Origin of the sequence: Chryseobacterium sp. AG363 (assembly GCF_003610675.1) — a bacterium.
GTDB lineage: Bacteria > Bacteroidota > Bacteroidia > Flavobacteriales > Weeksellaceae > Chryseobacterium > Chryseobacterium cucumeris.
Window position 1 is genome coordinate 407,482 of the sequence record NZ_RAQF01000005.1, and the last position, 17,849, is coordinate 425,330.

Consider the following 17,849-nt stretch of genomic DNA (forward strand, 5'->3'; position numbering starts at 1 on the left):
TGAAAGCCGGTTTTTTTGGGGGTTGGAAATTTTTCCCGTAAAATTAATATCTTCGCTGTAACTGTAAAATATAAAATTAATGAAGCTAAAAACTGTAATTGCAAAGATTGAAGAGGAAATAAGTATCAGACAGGCAGAAGATTTTGATAACGTAGGATTGCTTTGCGGGGTTTACGACCGTGATGTATCAGGAATTCTGGTTTGCCATGATGCATTGGAAAATGTGGTTGATGAAGCTATTGAAAGAAACTGCAATCTGATCGTATGCTTTCATCCCATTATATTTTCCGGATTAAAATCTTTAACAGGGAAGAACTACGTAGAGAGAGCTGTTTTAAAAGCTATTGAAAATAAAGTAGCTATTTATGCCATCCACACTGCATTTGATAATGATTTCTTTGGAGTGAACCATGGGATATGCAGTCAGTTGGGATTAAAGAATATGAAAATTCTGCAGCCTAAAGAAAATAATTTAAAACAGTTAACGGTTTTTGTTCCCAAAGACTATTCAGAAAAAGTAAAAGAAGCTATGTTCTCTGCCGGAGCTGGAAATATCGGATTTTATGACGAATGCAGTTTTACAGTGAATGGTAACGGAACATTCAGGCCTGCAGAAGGTTCAAATCCGTTTTCAGGACAACAGGGAATTCGCGAAAATGCAGATGAAGATATGATTTCTGTGATTTTTGAAGGTTTTAAACAAGGGCAGATTGTGGGCGCAATGAAGACAGCGCATCCTTATGAAGAAGTAGCTTATCAGATTTATAATCTGGATAATAAAAATCATCATGCCGGCTTGGGAATGTATGGAGATCTTGAAGAAGAAATGGATGAAAAAGATTTTCTTGGATTGGTAAAAGAAAAATTTGGTTTGGAAGTGATTAAACATTCCTCTTTTAACAATAAAAAAATCAAAAGAGTAGGGGTTCTGGGAGGATCTGGGGCAAGTGGAATACGATCTGCAGCTGCCAGGAAATGTGATGCTTACCTTACCGGAGATCTCAAATATCACGACTATTTTCTGGCTGAGTCTAAAATGCTGATCTGTGATATTGGACATTATGAATCAGAACAATTTGTTAGTCAACAATTATTTGAAATTTTATCACAAAAATTTAGTACATTTGCAATTTCAAAATCTATTGAAAAAACAAACCCAGTAAATTATTTCATTTAAATATGGCAAAAACCAACGATATTTCAGTTGAAGAAAAATTAAGAGCTTTATACGATTTACAGATCATTGATTCAAGATTGGATGAAATCCGAAATACTAGAGGAGAATTGCCAATTGAAGTTGAAGATCTTGAGATTGAGATTGAAGGTCTTGAAAAAAGAGCTGAAAAATTTCATGCTGATATCAAAGATCAGGAGGATCAGATCAAAACAAAGCATGAAGTGATTAACCATGCTAAAACTTTAATTGAGAAATACAAATCTCAGCAGGATAATGTAAGAAACAATAAAGAGTTTGAAGCATTAGGGAAGGAAATGGAATTCCAGGATCTGGAAATTCAGCTTGCTGAAAAAAGAATTAAAGAGTTCGGAGCTAAAATTGCTCACAAAAACGAAACTTTAAGCGAACTGAACTCTAAGATCGATGATTTGAAAAGCCATTTGAAATTCAAGAAAGAAGAATTGGATGGTCTGATCTCTGAAACGCAGAAAGAAGAAGAATATCTTTTAGAGCAGTCTAAAGAATTCGCAGGTAAAATTGATGAGAGATTATTGGCTTCTTACAACAGAATCAGAACCAACTCTATCAACGGTCTTGCTGTTGTAGGATTAGAAAGAGGTGCTCCAAAAGGATCATTCTTTACTATCCCTCCTCAAAAGCAAATGGAAATTGCTCAGAGAAAGAAAATCATCATTGATGAGCACTCTGGAAAAATCCTTGTTGATGATGAATTGGTAATGGAAGAAAACGAAAAAATGAAATCTGTAATTAAATTCTAATTATTGATTTTATAACATACAAAAGCTGTTTCAAAAATGAAGCAGCTTTTTTTTATCTGAACTGATCTAAACATAGCAGTACAATTTAATCAGAGTCTTTGTCATTCCGAAGAATCTCGGCTCTTTTTTCGACATAGCATGGATTCATACGGAATGACGGTGATAGTGTTGTAATTGATTAAAAAACTAAATGATGGGGATCAGTAGGAACGGGCTTTAGCTTGTTTAATCAAAATAAAATTTTAGCCAAAACTATAGAAATATCCGAAATAAAATACTTTGTTATAAATAAAAAGTTATTCTTCAATCTATTTTATTAATATATTACTCTTTCTTGTTTCCATAATGAAAGTTAATCTCCTTACACAGTTTGATGATTGCTGTTTTTCCAGACGGTTTGAAACCAGTAAAGGAATACTCATTATCTGTTCCCTTATTAAATATTTTATGTGTTCTGGCGGGAATTTCAATTTCTGTAATCGAAGTGTTACAGCTTAAACAAATACTGATCTGATTGATTTTTTTATTGCCTTTAAAAAATACTAATCCCAGATGAGGTTGAAAACATGCCGCAGAGCTTTCACCATAGCTTGAATTTTTTGCTAAAGCAGATAAGATCTGATCAGCTTGTTTTTGAGTCAGAAACTGTTGTTTCAAGATCACAGGTGTAAATTTTCCTTTTCTATCAATAGGATTAGGATAGGTCTCTTCGTCACCAGCAAAATCATAAGCAATAATTTTATCATAATCAAGCTTGTTAAAAGGAACCCCGTTTTTTACATTGGGTTTTATGGTTTCAGCAGTTTGAATATAATCATTCAATGTTTTCTCTTTTAAAGTGGAATCTGACAAAAGTTGTGGAATTTCAATTTTTTTCTCAGATATTGATTTTGTGTTTTCTATCTGTTGTTTACATGAAAACATAAAAAATACCAATCCTACAAAAGTGGATTGGTAGATGAATCTATGCTTACATAATTTCATTGAATAATTAATCATGATGATCATACATCTTATTATACAAAGCAATAAATTTCTCTTTTACGGCCTTTCTCTTCAGTTTTAATGTTGGAGTAAGCAGTCCGCTTTCAATGCTCCATACCTCAGGAGTAAGTTCAATTTTTTTGATTTTTTCCCAATTTCCAAGGTGTTCATTGATACCTTCTATTTCTTTTTCAATTCTTTGTTTCAGTTCAGGGCTTTTTGCAATCTCTTCAGGTGTGGAACCGATGTTGAGATTGTTTCTCAGAGCCCAGTTTTTAGCAAATTCAAAATCAGGCTGTACCAAAGCACACGGCATTTTCTCACCGTCACCTACCACCATGATCTGCTCTATGAATTTTGAAGCTTTCGCTAAGTTCTCAATAGTCTGAGGGGCAATATATTTTCCTCCGGAAGTTTTGAACATTTCTTTCTTACGGTCAGTGATCTGTAAAAATCCGTCGCTGTCTATATGTCCGATATCTCCGGTTTTAAAGAATCCATCGTCTGTAAAGGCTTCTTTTGTCATTTCCTCATTCTGGAAATAGCCTTTAAATACGGACGGTCCTTTTACTGTAATCTCCCCGTCTTCCTGAATTTTAACTTTTAAATTATCCAATGGAACTCCTACGGTTCCCACTCTCATTTTATCAAAGCTATTAACTGAAATTACAGGGGAAGTTTCTGTTAAGCCATAGCCTTCCAGAATTGGAATACCAGCATTCTGGAACATCAGGTTGAGCCTTGTAGATAATGCTGCAGATCCTGAAACCAAAGTCACGATTTCACCACCTAAACCTTCTCTCCATTTAGAAAATACAAGCTTGTCAGCAATAATTTCCTGAAGTCCGGACGGTTTTGAAATGGTTTTCTTTTTGCTAATCAGATTCAGGGCCCAGAAGAATATTTTTGATTTTAAACCTCCGGCTGAAGATCCGGTATTATAGATTTTGTCATATACTTTTTCTACCAGTCTTGGTACTACAGTCATATAATGAGGTTTCACTTCTTTTACGTTTTCACCCATTTTTTCGATGCTTTCAGCAAAATAAAGAGAAAAACCATTGTACTGATAAAGATAGAACAACATTCTTTCAAAAATATGACAGATAGGAAGGAAGCTTAATGCTCTGGCATCTTTGTAATCAAAGCCTCTCTTTTTTGGAATTCTTGGAATAGATCCCAATATGTTTGAAACAATATTATTGTGCGTCAGCATTACTCCTTTCGGTCTTCCTGTAGTTCCGGAAGTATAAATAATAGTTGCAAGATCTTCTGTGTTGATTGCGTTAGAAAGGTCTTCTACTTCAATTTGGGTAGATTCATCCTTACCCAGATCCAGAATTTCTCTCCAGTTGGCTGCTCCACTGATAGTATCAAAAGTAAAAATTCCCTGTAAGCTCGGAATATTGTGTTTTACTTTCATTACTTTATTCAAGAGCTCTTTATCAGAAACAAAACAATACTGAATTTCAGCATTATTGAAGATAAATTCATAATCTTCAGGAGAAATACTTGGATAAACCGGTACTGAAACAACGCCAATCTGAGAAAGTCCAAAATCCATGATAGCCCATTCTGTACGGGAATTGGTTGTAATCAAAGCAATTTTATCACCTGGTTTTATACCAAGTTTCAATAATCCTCTGGATATCTTATTTCCCTCATTAATAAACTCCTGTGTAGAAGTTTTTTTCCACTCCCCATGATATTTGGTTACAAACATATCCGTTTTAGGATATTTTTCTAAAGCATAGTGTGGAATATCGAATAATCTCTTGATCGTCATGATTTTTTACGTAATTTATAAAGAAATTTAAATATAAGCATTTTTTTTAATTGAAACCATCCGAAGGTAAGATTTAGAAATTAGTTAAATGCTTGCCATAATAGTTTGAATCAAAAAGGAGGCCGGAAGCCCTGAAGTAGGGATTTTATATTTTCAATGATTCTTTTATAATGGTTTATTTTTCTCCAGGCTTTTTATATTGCCTTCTTAACTCATTATCCGGAATCCCGAAACGGGTATCCGCCATCAATAAATCTCCCCAAACCTGCCTTTTTCCCGTTTTTAATTTATTTTTTCAGATTTGCTTAAAAAGTGTAAATTTACGGCTATCTAATTATTTTTTTTATGGACTTTAATTTATCGGAAGAACAGCTGATGATTCAGCAGGCAGCAAGAGACTTTGCACAGAACGAACTTTTACCTGGAGTGATTGAAAGAGACCGTGACCAGAAATTCCCTGCAGAACAGGTGAAGAAAATGGGAGAAATGGGACTTTTAGGAATGATGGTAGATCCAAAATACGGCGGTGCAGGTATGGATAGCGTTTCTTACGTACTTGCAATGGAAGAAATTGCAAAAGTGGATGCTTCTGCGGCTGTTGTGATGTCTGTAAACAACTCATTGGTTTGTGCCGGTCTTGAAAAATTCGCTTCTGAAGAGCAAAAAATAAAATATCTTACTCCACTGGCAAGCGGGCAGGTTATCGGAGCATTTGCATTATCTGAGCCGGAAGCAGGTTCTGATGCTACTTCTCAGAAAACTACTGCGGAAGACAAAGGAGATTACTATCTTTTAAATGGTATCAAAAACTGGATCACTAATGGTGGAACAGCTACTTATTATATCGTAATTGCACAGACAGATCCTGAGAAAAAACACAAAGGGATCAATGCTTTTATCGTTGAAAGAGGATGGGAAGGATTTGAAATCGGACCAAAAGAAGACAAATTAGGAATCAGAGGAAGTGATACTCACTCTTTGATCTTTAATAACGTAAAAGTTCCAAAAGAGAACAGAATTGGTGCTGACGGATTCGGGTTCAACTTTGCTATGGCAGTGTTGAATGGGGGAAGAATCGGTATTGCTTCTCAGGCTTTAGGAATTGCTTCAGGAGCTTACGAACTGGCATTGAAATATGCTAAAACGAGAAAAGCTTTCAAAACTGAAATCATCAACCACCAGGCGATTGCATTCAAATTGGCTGATATGGCGACTCAGATCACTGCTGCAAGAATGCTGTGCTTCAAAGCTGCGTGTGAAAAAGATGCAGGAAAAGATATCTCTGAAAGCGGAGCTATGGCCAAATTATACTCTTCTCAGGTGGCAATGGATACTACTATTGAAGCAGTACAGATCCACGGTGGATACGGATATGTAAAAGAATATCACGTAGAAAGATTAATGAGAGATGCGAAAATCACTCAGATCTATGAAGGAACTTCTGAAATTCAGAAAATAGTGATCTCCAGAAGCATCGCAAAATAACATTTATAAAACACACTACCTATGAAAAAATCTTTGTGGATCACCCTTGGGGTTGTATTGCTGCTACTGGGCGTATTTGTCTGGTATAAGTATTATTTTGTTTTCGGAGAAGGAGTAAAGTCCGGATACCTGAACTATGCGATGAAAAAAGGTTATGTTTTCAAAACTTATGAAGGCAAGCTGATTCAGGAAGGTTTTGGGAGGGGAAAAACAGGAACTATTACAAGCTATGAGTTTGAATTTTCCGTAGATGATCCCGAAGTTTTCAAACAACTGGAAACCAACAGCGGTAAAACTTTTGACCTGCATTACAAAGAGTATAATGGCGCGCTTCCCTGGAGAGGAAACACAAAGTTCATTGTAGATAAAGTAGTGAATATGAAATAAAAACAAATAAGGCTCTCAATATGAGGGCCTTATTTTACACCAAATCACAAAATATTAATATATGAAATAAAATTTCCAAATTTATTTTTGAACCTTGTTTCACAACAAAGATTCTTTACATTTTGCTTATACTTAAAGTTAAGAGTTATTTTTCTAATAAGCAAGCACTTTCTTTTAACGTTTGATAAAATTAAACATTAGTATCGAACTTCTATTCTAAACCTCATTAAAAAATTATTAAAATCTATCCTGAGTAAAGATTGAAACTTAGTGAGAATCGTTATTAGGAATGTTTCTGTTCTTCTTTTTATAGAAATAATACCCAATGCCGGCAATCAGGAATAAAGGCCATAATGGAAGGATAAACAGGAATATGGAAGTAATAACATCCCAGCCGGATTCAATGGCAGCCAGTGATTTTCCACCAAAGGTTTTAGGCTCTGTTTCTGTTTTGGCTTTCTCACTGATATTTACACTGATTGTGCAGATGGTATTGTCTGCGTAGTTTCGTCCTGAAACCTGAATATCTTTTGTATCAATATCTCCAACATTGCTATTGATATCCTCCATTAACCCATCAAAATGCTGTATGGGAACTTTGATATCCAGACTGTATACTTTTTGATCCTCTCTGTTAGGACTGGCTGATTCCACATAAGATAGATTTTCACTTTTGATATAACCGTTATTTCTGTTCGCTTCTTCCCGGATAATTTCCTTTACCGTTTCCACATTCTCTGCGGTTATAGAAAGATATCCTGATTTTACCATTTTATCTTTAGGCATATTCAGTTCGTAACTGTCATTCTTAGGCTTTTCTTTATAAATGATTTTGGTTTCTTTAATAACCTTTGGAGCCGGAGCTTTTACTGCAATCTTTTCAGTCTTCTTTGTTATAGAATCTTTTTTCTCAATTTTTGATTCCAGTTTTGTATTGGCAATTTTATCCGATAAAGAATCTACCATTTTGGAAGTGTTCTCTATATTTTGCCGGATATCATTTTTTGTGTTCTCAAAGTCTTTTATTTTAATACTTGCAGAATCCATAGCCTGGTCTACTGTTTTACTGGCATTTTCAACGGTTTCTGTAGCCACTGTAACCGCGCTGTCGGCTGAATGGATGGCTTCATGTATTTTATCCTGTGTAGCTTCCGCTTTTTTACACATAATGAAAGTGCTTGCTGCAGCAGTGAGTAAGATGAACTTTTTCATAAGATTAATTTTTTTGATGAAGTAAAATTAGAAGGGAAGTTCTTGTAAAGATTGTAAATGAAATGTATTGTGCTGGTAAAATTATAAGTGTTGTATTTTCAATCTTTTGTATTCGTTTTACAAAAGATTTACAAAGTGTTTTTCTGATTTTGGGGTATTGAAATGATTCGAAAGCTTTGTCTTTTCACTAAATATTAGCTCGGAAATCTAAAAATTCTCATCCTCCGGAGTGGTGGCAAAAATTCGAAGAATTTTGGACGAGGTGGTTTCATACGATATATATTATAAAAAAATCCGCAGAAATATTCTGCGGATCTGTATTGTAAACAATTTCGCCTTTTTGCGATTTGTCTTTTATTTAATTTTCTCTGAACTCACTGATGAAGTGTAATTTCACATTCGGGAATTTCTCCTGCGTCATGTGAATCGTGAAAGAAGAATCTGCAAGGAATACCAATTGATTGTACTTATCTCTTGCCAGGAATCTCTGCTTTAATCTTGCAAATTCCTTAAATTCTTCAGACTTCTCATCAGCTTCTACCCAACATGCTTTGTGCATCGATAACGGTTCATAAGTACATTTTGCACCATATTCATGCTCTAAACGGTATTGGATAACTTCGTACTGAAGAGCTCCAACCGTTCCAATGATCTTTCTTCCGTTCATTTCAAGCGTAAATAACTGCGCAACCCCTTCATCCATCAGCTGATCAATACCTTTCGCCAATTGCTTGGCTTTTAACGGATCGTTATTATTGATATAACGGAAATGTTCAGGAGAGAAGCTAGGAATTCCTTTGAAGCTTAATTTTTCGCCACCAGTCAATGTATCTCCGATTCTGAAACTTCCCGTATCATGTAAACCGACGATATCACCAGGGAAACTTTCTTCCACCACTTCTTTCTTATCTGCAAAGAATGCGTTAGGAGAGGAGAATTTCATTTTTTTACCTTCTCTTACCAGTAAGTAGTTTTCGTTTCTCCTGAATGTTCCTGAAACAATCTTAACGAATGCAAGCCTGTCTCTGTGCTTAGGATCCATATTCGCGTGGATTTTGAAAACAAATCCTGTGAAAGTGCTTTCCTCAGGTTTTACCAGACGCGTATCACTTTCTTTGGGCTGTGGCATTGGAGCAATATCAATAAAAGCATCCAATAATTCACGTACTCCAAAGTTATTTAAAGCAGAACCGAAAAATACCGGCTGAAGATCACCTTTCATATAATCGTCACGATTAAATTCAGGATAAACAGACTGGATCAGATCAAGCTCTTCTCTTAATGTTTTTGCCGCTTTTCCACCAATCACATCATCAATAGATGTGTCATTGATATCATCAAACTTAATAGAATCTCCAACTTTCTGTTTTTTCTCCTCTAAGAATAACTGAATATTATTTTCCCAGATATTATAAATTCCCTGGAAGTCACTTCCCATACCAATTGGTAAAGAAAGCGGACAAACGGTTAATCCTAATTTTTGTTCTACTTCATCCAAAAGATCGAAGGCATCTTTACCTTCACGGTCCAGTTTATTGATGAAAACCAGCATCGGAATGTTTCTCATTCTACAAACCTGAACCAGTTTTTCAGTTTGTTCCTCAACCCCTTTTGCAACGTCAATTACAACGATTACGGAGTCTACAGCAGTTAATGTTCTGTAAGTATCCTCAGCAAAGTCTTTGTGACCCGGAGTATCGAGAATGTTGATTTTGTGGTCTCTATATTCAAAAGCTAATACGGAAGTCGCTACAGAGATTCCTCTCTGTCTTTCAATTTCCATAAAGTCGGAGGTAGCTCCTTTTTTTATTTTGTTGGATTTTACCGCACCCGCTTCCTGAATAGCTCCCCCGAAAAGAAGAAGCTTTTCTGTAAGAGTCGTTTTTCCGGCATCCGGGTGGGAAATGATCCCGAAGGTCTTTCTTTTTTGTATTTCTTTGATTAAGTCTGACATATCGTATTTTGAAGTTGCAAAAATCGTGATTTTTTACGAGGTTTTCAAATTTAAATGAAGACAATATTAATTAGACAGAATAATAGAAGGATACTCAGGTTTCGGAATGATGAATATAGCTGTGAAACGGCCAATAGCTGGCTTTTCTTCAATGCAGCTTATCAACTATTATTTTTACAAGCAACATAAAAACATACACCAGTCCGGCAGCAATCAGGATAACAATGGCTCCTATGATATATTCAAATATCCCAAATTCTTTTTTTTGTGGTTCTGAACTAAGATTGTACTGATCAATCGCCTGTTGACTTATTCTCAGATCCGGACGAAAGTGTTGAATCCCTTTTAGAAAATGATGGTATAGATCATATTGGTTACTTAAAATTACCAGTTCAAAATTGAAATCAACACGTATTGGTCCAATTTCTCCTGCTTTATTTTTCAGGTAGATCTGCAATGTCGTTTTGCTATATTTTACGTTTTGGGTATTGGATACATGTACATCGGTGGATGAGTTCTGAGCTGGCTGAAGTTCATGATATAATATGGTTTCAATGATTACATTTCGGTTGTTATAGAATGTTACTCCTTTTTCATCTACAATGGCTTTTCGTATCTTTTGCTTTTTTCTGTAAGTTAAAGCCATTATCAAAGCGATACAACAAAATATAAGAAGCAGTTGTGCAATAATAAGCGTAAAAAAAATGCCCAGATCCTGTTCTAAATATTGTCTGAAATTATTGTAAATAAGATTGAAAACAACCCCGATTACTACCATAATCAGAATGACAGCGATCCAGAGAATTCCCATTAGAAAATAAGTAATGGGTTTGCTGATTTTGGATTCTATGGTCTGGAACTTTTCAATCATATTAATTCTTAGCCTAAGTTAACAAAAAAACAAGCCCGCATATAAGTGCTGTAATAACAAGTGCTGCCAGAAATAAAAGCCAGCCTCCCAAAGAAATCCCTTTACTGTTCACTTTCCATGTTTCCGTATCAATAGAATAGCTGCGGAAAACGAGAGGATTTATCTTCAAATCAGGACGGAAAGTGCTGATGCCGTGTAGAAAATGGGCATACAAAGCAGATTTGTTTTTTACCACTCTCAAAGGGAGATTCATATCAATACGTCTTAGAGTTTCTTCTTTTTTATCTGATAAGACTGTTACCTCCAATAAAGGAGTGATTCCTGATCCTACCGGATTGACTGTGTAAATATCAAAATCCTGTTTTGAAGGCCGGAGATCTGTGTAGAGGATCTGATCTGCAATTTCATTTCTTGAATTATAAAATAAGAGGCCGGTTTCATCAACCACAATTGTATGGGCCGGCTTTTTCCTTTTAATAATATAACGGATCGCAGGAATCAAAATCAACAATGAAAGTCCCCAACTGATCAAGGCAGGGTACAGCATAGCATCAAACCCTCTTCTGTAAATTCCGTAAGCAGGACCTAAAACAAAAAGCAAAACGAAAGAAATAAACATCACAAAGAAAAGAGCATTCAGAACAACAGTCATCCACCTGTTGGTTGCAGACTCAAATCTTTGGAATGGAAATTCTGTATTCATTTTGTGATGTTCATGGATAAAGGAACGAAAATAAGAAATTCCTTTTTTAGTTGCCTGTAGCAGTCAAAAAAATTATCTTTGTTTCTCATAAACTTTTACAGAGAAAGGATGGAAAATAGCAAATATCCGAAGTTTACGTTCACATGGTTTGGCGGTGTTGTTTTGGTGGTTGGATTATTCGTGGGAACAATGGCCGTTTCTTTATTCAGCACTTTCTGGAAGGTTGTTTTCAGAGAAAATATTGAATTGAAAGACTGGTTTCTGATGGTAGCAAATTCTGTAGGATTTCTTACAGCTATTGCTTTCTTTGATTTTTTCATTGTAAGACGTACTACTCAAAAGAGGCTTAACTTCAACTTTTCATCGGTTAATTTTTCTACCTATCTTCTCATCTTTCCAATGATGGCGGGGATGATGTTTATTTCCGAATTTATTGCGGCTCAGATCCCAACCACAGGACCGTTTTTCGGTGACTTTTATGAATATTTTATCCAGCTGATGAGCCAATTGACAGATAATCCTGTTGTAATGATTATCATGACGGTAATCATGGCTCCGATTTTTGAGGAAATTATATTCAGAGGAATTATCCAGAAAGGATTGATCAATAAAGGAGTAGAACCATGGAAGGCGATTCTGTATGCTTCCATAATTTTTGGCGTGGTTCACGGAAATCCATGGCAGTTTATCAGCGCTGTAATGTTGGGCTGTGTACTGGGATTGGTCTATCATAAAACAAAGTCTTTGCTGATGCCGATATTACTGCATGCGTTTAATAATTTAACCCTGTCGCTATTGGTGCTTTATGGTAAAGACGAGAGTTTTGCAAAGGTTCTTCATATTTCAGAATGGCTTGTGCTGGCTGTTGGAATTGTACTTTTCTCCTTGTTCTATTATCTTTTTATGAAAAAGTATAAAATACATTATGCTGAAATGTAAGTAACCCGATTAAAAAAATAAAATTGAAAATGAATATAGAAATGGAATTATTAGTAGCTACACACAACGAACATAAAAAAGAAGAAATCCAACAGATCCTGGGAAGTGACTGCGTGGTGAAAAGTCTTACCGATTATAATATTCACGAAGAAATTGTAGAAGACGGAGATTCATTTCATGCCAATGCCCTGATCAAGGCCAAATATTGCTTTGAAAAAACAGGGGTTCCAAGTTTGGGAGACGACAGCGGTTTGGTAGTAGAATCTTTGGATGGAAGACCTGGAATTTTCTCAGCCCGTTATGCCGGAGATCATGACTTCGCAAAAAATATCGAAAAGGTATTGGAAGAAATGGAAGGAATTGAAAACAGGAAGGCTTATTTTGTGACGGTTCTGTGTTATTATGATGAAAATGGCGCTCAATATTTTGAAGGCAGAGTTCATGGAAATTTACTGACAGAAAATAAAGGTTTCAAAGGTTTCGGATATGATCCGATTTTTGTTCCTGAAGGATATGAAAGAACTTTTGCAGAAATGGATCCTGAAGACAAAAATAAGATCAGCCACCGTAAACAGGCATTAGACCTATTTATGGATTTTTTAAAAGTAACTGATTAAGTTTAAATATCAGGACGAAATCCCCATTTATATTTTCTGTTGTACATTTGTTATCATAAATTATTGATTTGAGTACTTATTTAACAATATTAGGTTTTAACTCTGCGATTCCGACCATCAATACATCACCCACAGCACAGCTGCTGGAAATGGAAGAAAGACTCTTCCTGATCGATTGTGGAGAAGGTACACAGGTACAGCTGAGAAAGGCAAAAGCAAGATTTTCAAAAATCAATCATATTTTTATCTCCCATCTTCATGGAGATCATTGTTTCGGACTTCCGGGGCTTATAGCCTCTTTCCGTCTTTTAGGAAGAGATATGCCCTTGAATGTTTATGGTCCTAAAGGAATTAAGAAGATGTTGGAAACCATTTTTCAGATTACAGAAACCCACCGTGGTTTTGAAGTGATTTATCATGAACTGGATAAAGATTATTCTGAAAAAATATACGAGGATAACAGGGTAGAAGTATACACTATTCCTTTGGATCACAGGATTTACTGTAATGGGTATCTTTTTAAAGAAAAACCGAAAGACAGGCATCTTAATATGAAAGAGATTGCCAAGTACAGCGAAATTGAAACCTGCGATTATCACAATATCAAAGCAGGGAAGGACTTTGTACTAAGCGATGGTTATGTCCTTAAAAATGAAATTCTGACTGTTGATCCGGCTCCATCGGTATCCTATGCATTTTGTAGTGATACCCGTTATCTTGAAACTGTGATTCCTATTATTAAGAATGTAACGGTTTTGTACCATGAATCTACATTTTTACATGATCTGAAGGAAATGGCAGATTATACAGGCCACACCACAGCTTTGGAAGCAGCTACCATTGCTCAGAAAGCTCAGGTTGGAAAACTGATTTTAGGTCACTTTTCCAACAGATATGGAGATCTGACAGTATTTACTGATGAGGCAAGAGAAATATTTCCCAATACATTTTTACCAAAAGCATTGGAAAGTGTAAAGATTTAGAATGAATATGTTGAAATTTGAAGAACTCAGAGATTTTCTCAACGAAAAAGCAGATCAGTATAACGCTCCTGATTTTATTGAAAATGATCCGATACAGATTCCGCATCGCTTTTCTTTAAAACAGGACATTGAAATTGCAGGATTTCTGGCAGCAACAATTTCCTGGGGAAACAGAAAGTCGATCATTAATTCTGCAGATAAAATGCTTGATATTATGGGAAATTCACCCTATGATTTTGTCATGAATTATTCAGAAAAAGATCTGGAAAGTATTCAGGATAAAAGCATTCACAGAACGTTCAACGGACAGGATTTTTCCTATTTCATCAGACAGTTCAACAGAATTTATAATGAAAATGAAAGCCTGGAAAGTTTATTTAAAGTAAAAGAATCAGAGAATAACTTTCTCCACGCTATAGAAAGATTCAGAAGTGGTTTCCTGGAAACAGAGAAGCACAGAAGCCATAAACACATCAGTTCACCTTATAAGAATTCCTCTGCCAAAAGGATTATTATGTTTTTGAGATGGATGGTGCGTAAAGATAAAAGGGGAGTAGATCTTGGCATCTGGAAGAATATAGACCAAAAAAATCTTTCCATTCCACTGGATGTGCATACAGGAAACATCTCCAGAAAATTAGGCTTGGTTTTCCGAACACAGAATGATTGGAAAACAGTAGAAGAGCTTGATATTGCCATCAGAAAATTTGATGAAAAAGATCCGGCAAAATATGACTTTGCATTGTTTGGATTAGGAGTAACAAAGGAACTGTTGTAAAAATATAAAGGATGAAAAAATATAACGAAAAAACAGAAGTTCTTGAAAAAATAGCAGACAGCATTACATCTTGGATAGGATCTATTCAGTCCCTGATTGTTCATACTCTGCTGTTCCTTACCTCGTTTTTACTTCCGATGCTGAATATCGTTGATTTTGATAAAATGCTTCTGATTCTTACGACCGTACTTTCCCTGGAAGCTATTTATCTGGCAATCTTCATTCAGATGTCTGTGAATAAAAGCCACGAGAAAATTGAAGATATACAGGAAGATATTGAAGACATTCAGGAAGATATTGAGGAAATCAGCGAGGATATAGAAGAAATCAGCGAAGACATTGAAGAGATCAATGAAGATATTGAAGATATCCAGGAAGACATTGAGGAAATCAGCGAAGATATTGAAGAAATTAACGAAGACGAAGATGAAGAAGACCACAATGAAAGAGCGAAAAATGTAATGCTCAAGAGTAATGTGAGCTCGAACAAAAACGAAATAAAAGCCTTAAAAGATATTATCTCTCAGTTGCAGAATGAAATAGACCAGTTGAAAAAAGATGATAAAGAACCGGAATAGTGGCCGTTAAAGTTTAAACAGATCAATACGTTGATCTGTTTTTTTATGGATTAATTTCTGTTCAAAATGATTTGCGGAAAATGTAATAATAAGAAAAAAATGTTATGAATCTACCTGCTGGATTATAAAATAGTAATGTTAAAGGCTGATTTGGTATGATTATTTTTGCTACATTTGAACAAATGAAAACAAAATGTTAATCTATAGACTAAAAAACTATTTTTTCCTTTTTTCTTTTTTATTGATTTCTGTTTCTGCATTTTCTCAAACGAGACCTGTCAGAAAATCAGAAAGAATAAAACCTTCTGCCGCCGCTCTCAGGGCCGGAGCATTTATAGATGTGAATGTACCGCCTTACACCCCTTCAAATTATACTCCCGAGCAGTTGGTAAAGAATATTTTGATCAATGGCGGTACCAATTGTACAACAGCCAATGTTACCAACGTTACTGTATCTCCTAATCATGATGTGACAAACAGCAACAGATTCTGGGGGTATTTTCATAAAGGAACTACTAATTTTCCTTTTACGGATGGGATTGTCCTTACTACAGGATATGCATCTGAAGCTGGAAACAACTATGTAGCCGCTGTAGGACAATCAGTAGGAACAGGAAGTGATGCGGATCTTGTAGCCGCTACCGGAGCCAATGTAAGTTTAACCGATGCGGTAGCCCTTGAGTTTGATTTCGTTCCGAATTCAAACCAGGTGAAATTTAATTACATATTCGTTTCTGATGAATATACTTCCAATTATCCATGTCTGGGCTATTCTGATGCCTTTGCTCTTTTATTAAAGAAAGTTGGAGATCCTACCTATACTAACCTGGCTGTATTGCCGGGAGGTGCCGGACCTGTAAGTGCAACCAATATTGTTCCTGCAGGAAATGGATTCAGCTGTGGGCCAATTAATGCAGCTTTTTTTGGAGCACTGGCAAATCCACATTTAGTAATCAATTATTTTGGAAGAACAACTCCTTTAACAGCTGTGGCAGACGTAATCCCAGGACAAACGTATCATTTCAAAATGGTATTAGCAGATGCCAAAGACCCGTCTCATGACTCAGCAGTTTTCTTAGAAGGAGGATCTTTCGACGTGGGAATTAAAATTGTAGACGAAACAGGAGTTGTGTTACCAGGTACTATCAACATGTGTGATAATACTCCGAAGCAGTTAAAGGCACAGGTAGCAGCAATTCCGGGAATGACTTATCAGTGGTATAAAGATGGAGTGGCTATTCCAGGGGCAACAAGTGCTGTGTATGTAGCTACCCAACCGGGAGTTTATACTGTAAAAGTAATGGTCCCGGGAAATCAATGTCCAAGTGAAGCTACTATTACCATTATCGGAGGAACGAGCCCTACCGTACAGAATGCTGAACTTAAACTCTGTACTACACCTGCAATTACCAGTTTTAATCTGGAAACAGCAAAACCTTTAATCAGTACAACGCAGGGAGCAGTATTCCGTTTTTATGCAAATCAGGCCGATGCACAGGCTCAAAATAACAGCTACATCACTAATCTCACAAACTACTCAGGAACAGATGGACAGATATTATACGTATTGGTTTCCAATGGAGCTTTCTGTAGTAAGATTGCAACATTAACTTTAAGAAAAGAAGAGACACCAACGGCTTTACTTACCGCACCAAGATTGAAAATCTGTGCCGGAGAATCTGTTTTGCTTACAGCTACAGGCGGTGTAACCTATGAATGGAGTGATTCAGCAGCCACTACCGGAGGAATCAGAACGGTAAGCCCAACTCAAACTACTACCTATACTGTATATGCTATCGGGGCACAGGGATGTAAATCTCTTCAACCGGCACGTATTACCATTGAAGTAGTTCCGGCTATCGTTTCCAACTTAAAAGGAGGACATATCTGTCAGGGTGATAAAATCATTCTGGATGCAGGTTCTGGTCCAGGATATACATATCAATGGAGTTCTGGTGAAACAAGTCAAAGTATTACAGTCGCCACACCTGGAGAATATTCGGTAACGATCAGTAACGGAGTTTGTTCAAAAGAGTTCAAAACTCAGGTTATTAAGGCCGTGATCCCTGAAGTGATAAAAGTGGATTATAGTGAGAATGGAGTTATGATCGTTACAGCAAGTAATCCAAGTAATGGTATCCTGGAATATTCAGTAGATAACGGGGTTACATGGCAGTCTTCAAATGTGTTTAACAATGTGCCTAAAAATAAAGTCATTTCGATTAGAGTTAGGGTTAAATTTACCAGCTGTGTAGGTTTCCTTGAATTCTTTACATTCGTGATGAAAAATGTAATTACTCCAAACGGTGATAATATTAATGATGTCATTGATTTCAGCGGTGTGGTTAATTATAAAGATTTCAGCGGACAGGTTTTCGACCGATATGGAAGAGAAGTGTTCAAAGCAGCGAAGATCAATCCATATTGGGACGGATATTTCCAGGGTAAAAAGCTTCCTACTTCTACCTATTGGTATCAGGTAACCTTCGAAGATCCTGCAAGTAAAGAACTTACTGTAAAAACAGGATGGATATTACTTAAAAATATAGAATAATTTAAACTATAACTGAAAGACTGACTATTTCGTCAGTCTTTTTTTATTATTTTAAAATAAAC

At 36.0% G+C, this 17,849-nt stretch carries 16 protein-coding genes; 10 read left to right on the forward strand and 6 right to left on the reverse strand.

Annotated elements, in window-relative coordinates; genetic code table 11:
• Positions 1-79 precede the first annotated feature (79 nt).
• Together DEU39_RS20205 and DEU39_RS20210 are read left to right on the forward strand one after the other, a co-directional pair.
• Positions 80-1,177, forward strand: a complete 1,098-nt coding sequence (locus tag DEU39_RS20205; RefSeq protein ID WP_062671150.1) for a Nif3-like dinuclear metal center hexameric protein — start codon at positions 80-82, stop codon at positions 1,175-1,177.
• Positions 1,178-1,179: 2 nt separating this feature from the next.
• Positions 1,180-1,956, forward strand: coding sequence for a zinc ribbon domain-containing protein (locus DEU39_RS20210; protein WP_120233156.1), 777 nt, complete (start codon positions 1,180-1,182; stop codon positions 1,954-1,956).
• A 324-nt stretch (positions 1,957-2,280) separates the two neighbouring features.
• Here DEU39_RS20210 and DEU39_RS20215 read toward each other — a convergent pair whose 3' ends face one another.
• Together DEU39_RS20215 and DEU39_RS20220 are read right to left on the reverse strand one after the other, a co-directional pair.
• Positions 2,281-2,955 (reverse strand): hypothetical protein, encoded by a 675-nt coding sequence (locus DEU39_RS20215; protein ID WP_062671147.1) that lies wholly within the window; start codon positions 2,953-2,955, stop codon positions 2,281-2,283.
• The gene (locus DEU39_RS20220; RefSeq protein ID WP_120233158.1) at positions 2,948-4,726 is read right to left on the reverse strand and encodes an AMP-dependent synthetase/ligase; all 1,779 of its coding nucleotides are present in this window, start codon (positions 4,724-4,726) and stop codon (positions 2,948-2,950) included. Before DEU39_RS20220 ends, DEU39_RS20215 begins: the two co-directional genes overlap by 8 nt.
• A 345-nt stretch (positions 4,727-5,071) precedes the next feature.
• Between DEU39_RS20220 and DEU39_RS20225 the strand changes: the two genes are divergently transcribed.
• Together DEU39_RS20225 and DEU39_RS20230 are read left to right on the forward strand one after the other, a co-directional pair.
• A complete protein-coding gene (locus DEU39_RS20225; protein ID WP_120233159.1) occupies positions 5,072-6,211 on the forward strand; it encodes an acyl-CoA dehydrogenase in 1,140 nt (379 codons plus the stop codon).
• Positions 6,212-6,232: 21 nt separating this feature from the next.
• Positions 6,233-6,598 (forward strand): hypothetical protein, encoded by a 366-nt coding sequence (locus DEU39_RS20230; protein WP_034695305.1) that lies wholly within the window; start codon positions 6,233-6,235, stop codon positions 6,596-6,598.
• A gap of 267 nt (positions 6,599-6,865) precedes the next feature.
• Here the strand turns inward: DEU39_RS20230 and DEU39_RS20235 are convergent, their stop codons facing one another.
• The 4 genes from DEU39_RS20235 to DEU39_RS20250 form a co-directional block, all read right to left on the reverse strand.
• Positions 6,866-7,810, reverse strand: coding sequence for a DUF4349 domain-containing protein (locus tag DEU39_RS20235; protein ID WP_120233160.1), 945 nt, complete (start codon positions 7,808-7,810; stop codon positions 6,866-6,868).
• A gap of 358 nt (positions 7,811-8,168) precedes the next feature.
• A complete protein-coding gene (locus tag DEU39_RS20240) occupies positions 8,169-9,764 on the reverse strand; it encodes a peptide chain release factor 3 (protein WP_120233161.1) in 1,596 nt (531 codons plus the stop codon).
• 148 nt (positions 9,765-9,912) lie between these two features.
• On the reverse strand, positions 9,913-10,635 hold the full coding sequence (locus DEU39_RS20245) for a hypothetical protein (RefSeq protein WP_120233162.1): 723 nt from the start codon (positions 10,633-10,635) through the stop codon (positions 9,913-9,915).
• 13 nt (positions 10,636-10,648) lie between these two features.
• Positions 10,649-11,338, reverse strand: coding sequence for a hypothetical protein (locus tag DEU39_RS20250; protein ID WP_120233163.1), 690 nt, complete (start codon positions 11,336-11,338; stop codon positions 10,649-10,651).
• A 108-nt stretch (positions 11,339-11,446) separates the two neighbouring features.
• On the opposite strand from DEU39_RS20250, the gene DEU39_RS20255 reads away from it, so the two are divergent.
• The 6 genes from DEU39_RS20255 (at position 11,447) to DEU39_RS20280 (ending at position 17,787) form a co-directional block, all read left to right on the forward strand.
• On the forward strand, positions 11,447-12,277 hold the full coding sequence (locus DEU39_RS20255; RefSeq protein WP_062671134.1) for a CPBP family intramembrane glutamic endopeptidase: 831 nt from the start codon (positions 11,447-11,449) through the stop codon (positions 12,275-12,277).
• A gap of 29 nt (positions 12,278-12,306) precedes the next feature.
• Positions 12,307-12,894, forward strand: coding sequence for an RdgB/HAM1 family non-canonical purine NTP pyrophosphatase (gene rdgB / locus DEU39_RS20260; protein ID WP_394364000.1), 588 nt, complete (start codon positions 12,307-12,309; stop codon positions 12,892-12,894).
• Positions 12,895-12,962: 68 nt separating this feature from the next.
• Positions 12,963-13,877, forward strand: a complete 915-nt coding sequence (locus tag DEU39_RS20265; RefSeq protein ID WP_120233164.1) for a ribonuclease Z — start codon at positions 12,963-12,965, stop codon at positions 13,875-13,877.
• 7 nt (positions 13,878-13,884) lie between these two features.
• Complete coding sequence (locus DEU39_RS20270) at positions 13,885-14,655, forward strand: TIGR02757 family protein (RefSeq protein WP_410493233.1); 771 nt, start codon at positions 13,885-13,887, stop codon at positions 14,653-14,655.
• An 11-nt stretch (positions 14,656-14,666) separates the two neighbouring features.
• Complete coding sequence (locus tag DEU39_RS20275) at positions 14,667-15,233, forward strand: DUF1003 domain-containing protein (RefSeq protein WP_062671130.1); 567 nt, start codon at positions 14,667-14,669, stop codon at positions 15,231-15,233.
• A gap of 193 nt (positions 15,234-15,426) precedes the next feature.
• Positions 15,427-17,787 carry a choice-of-anchor L domain-containing protein gene (locus DEU39_RS20280; RefSeq protein ID WP_120233165.1) on the forward strand — a complete coding sequence of 787 codons (2,361 nt, stop codon included), beginning with the start codon at positions 15,427-15,429 and terminating at the stop codon, positions 17,785-17,787.
• The last annotated feature ends 62 nt before the right edge of the window (positions 17,788-17,849 follow it).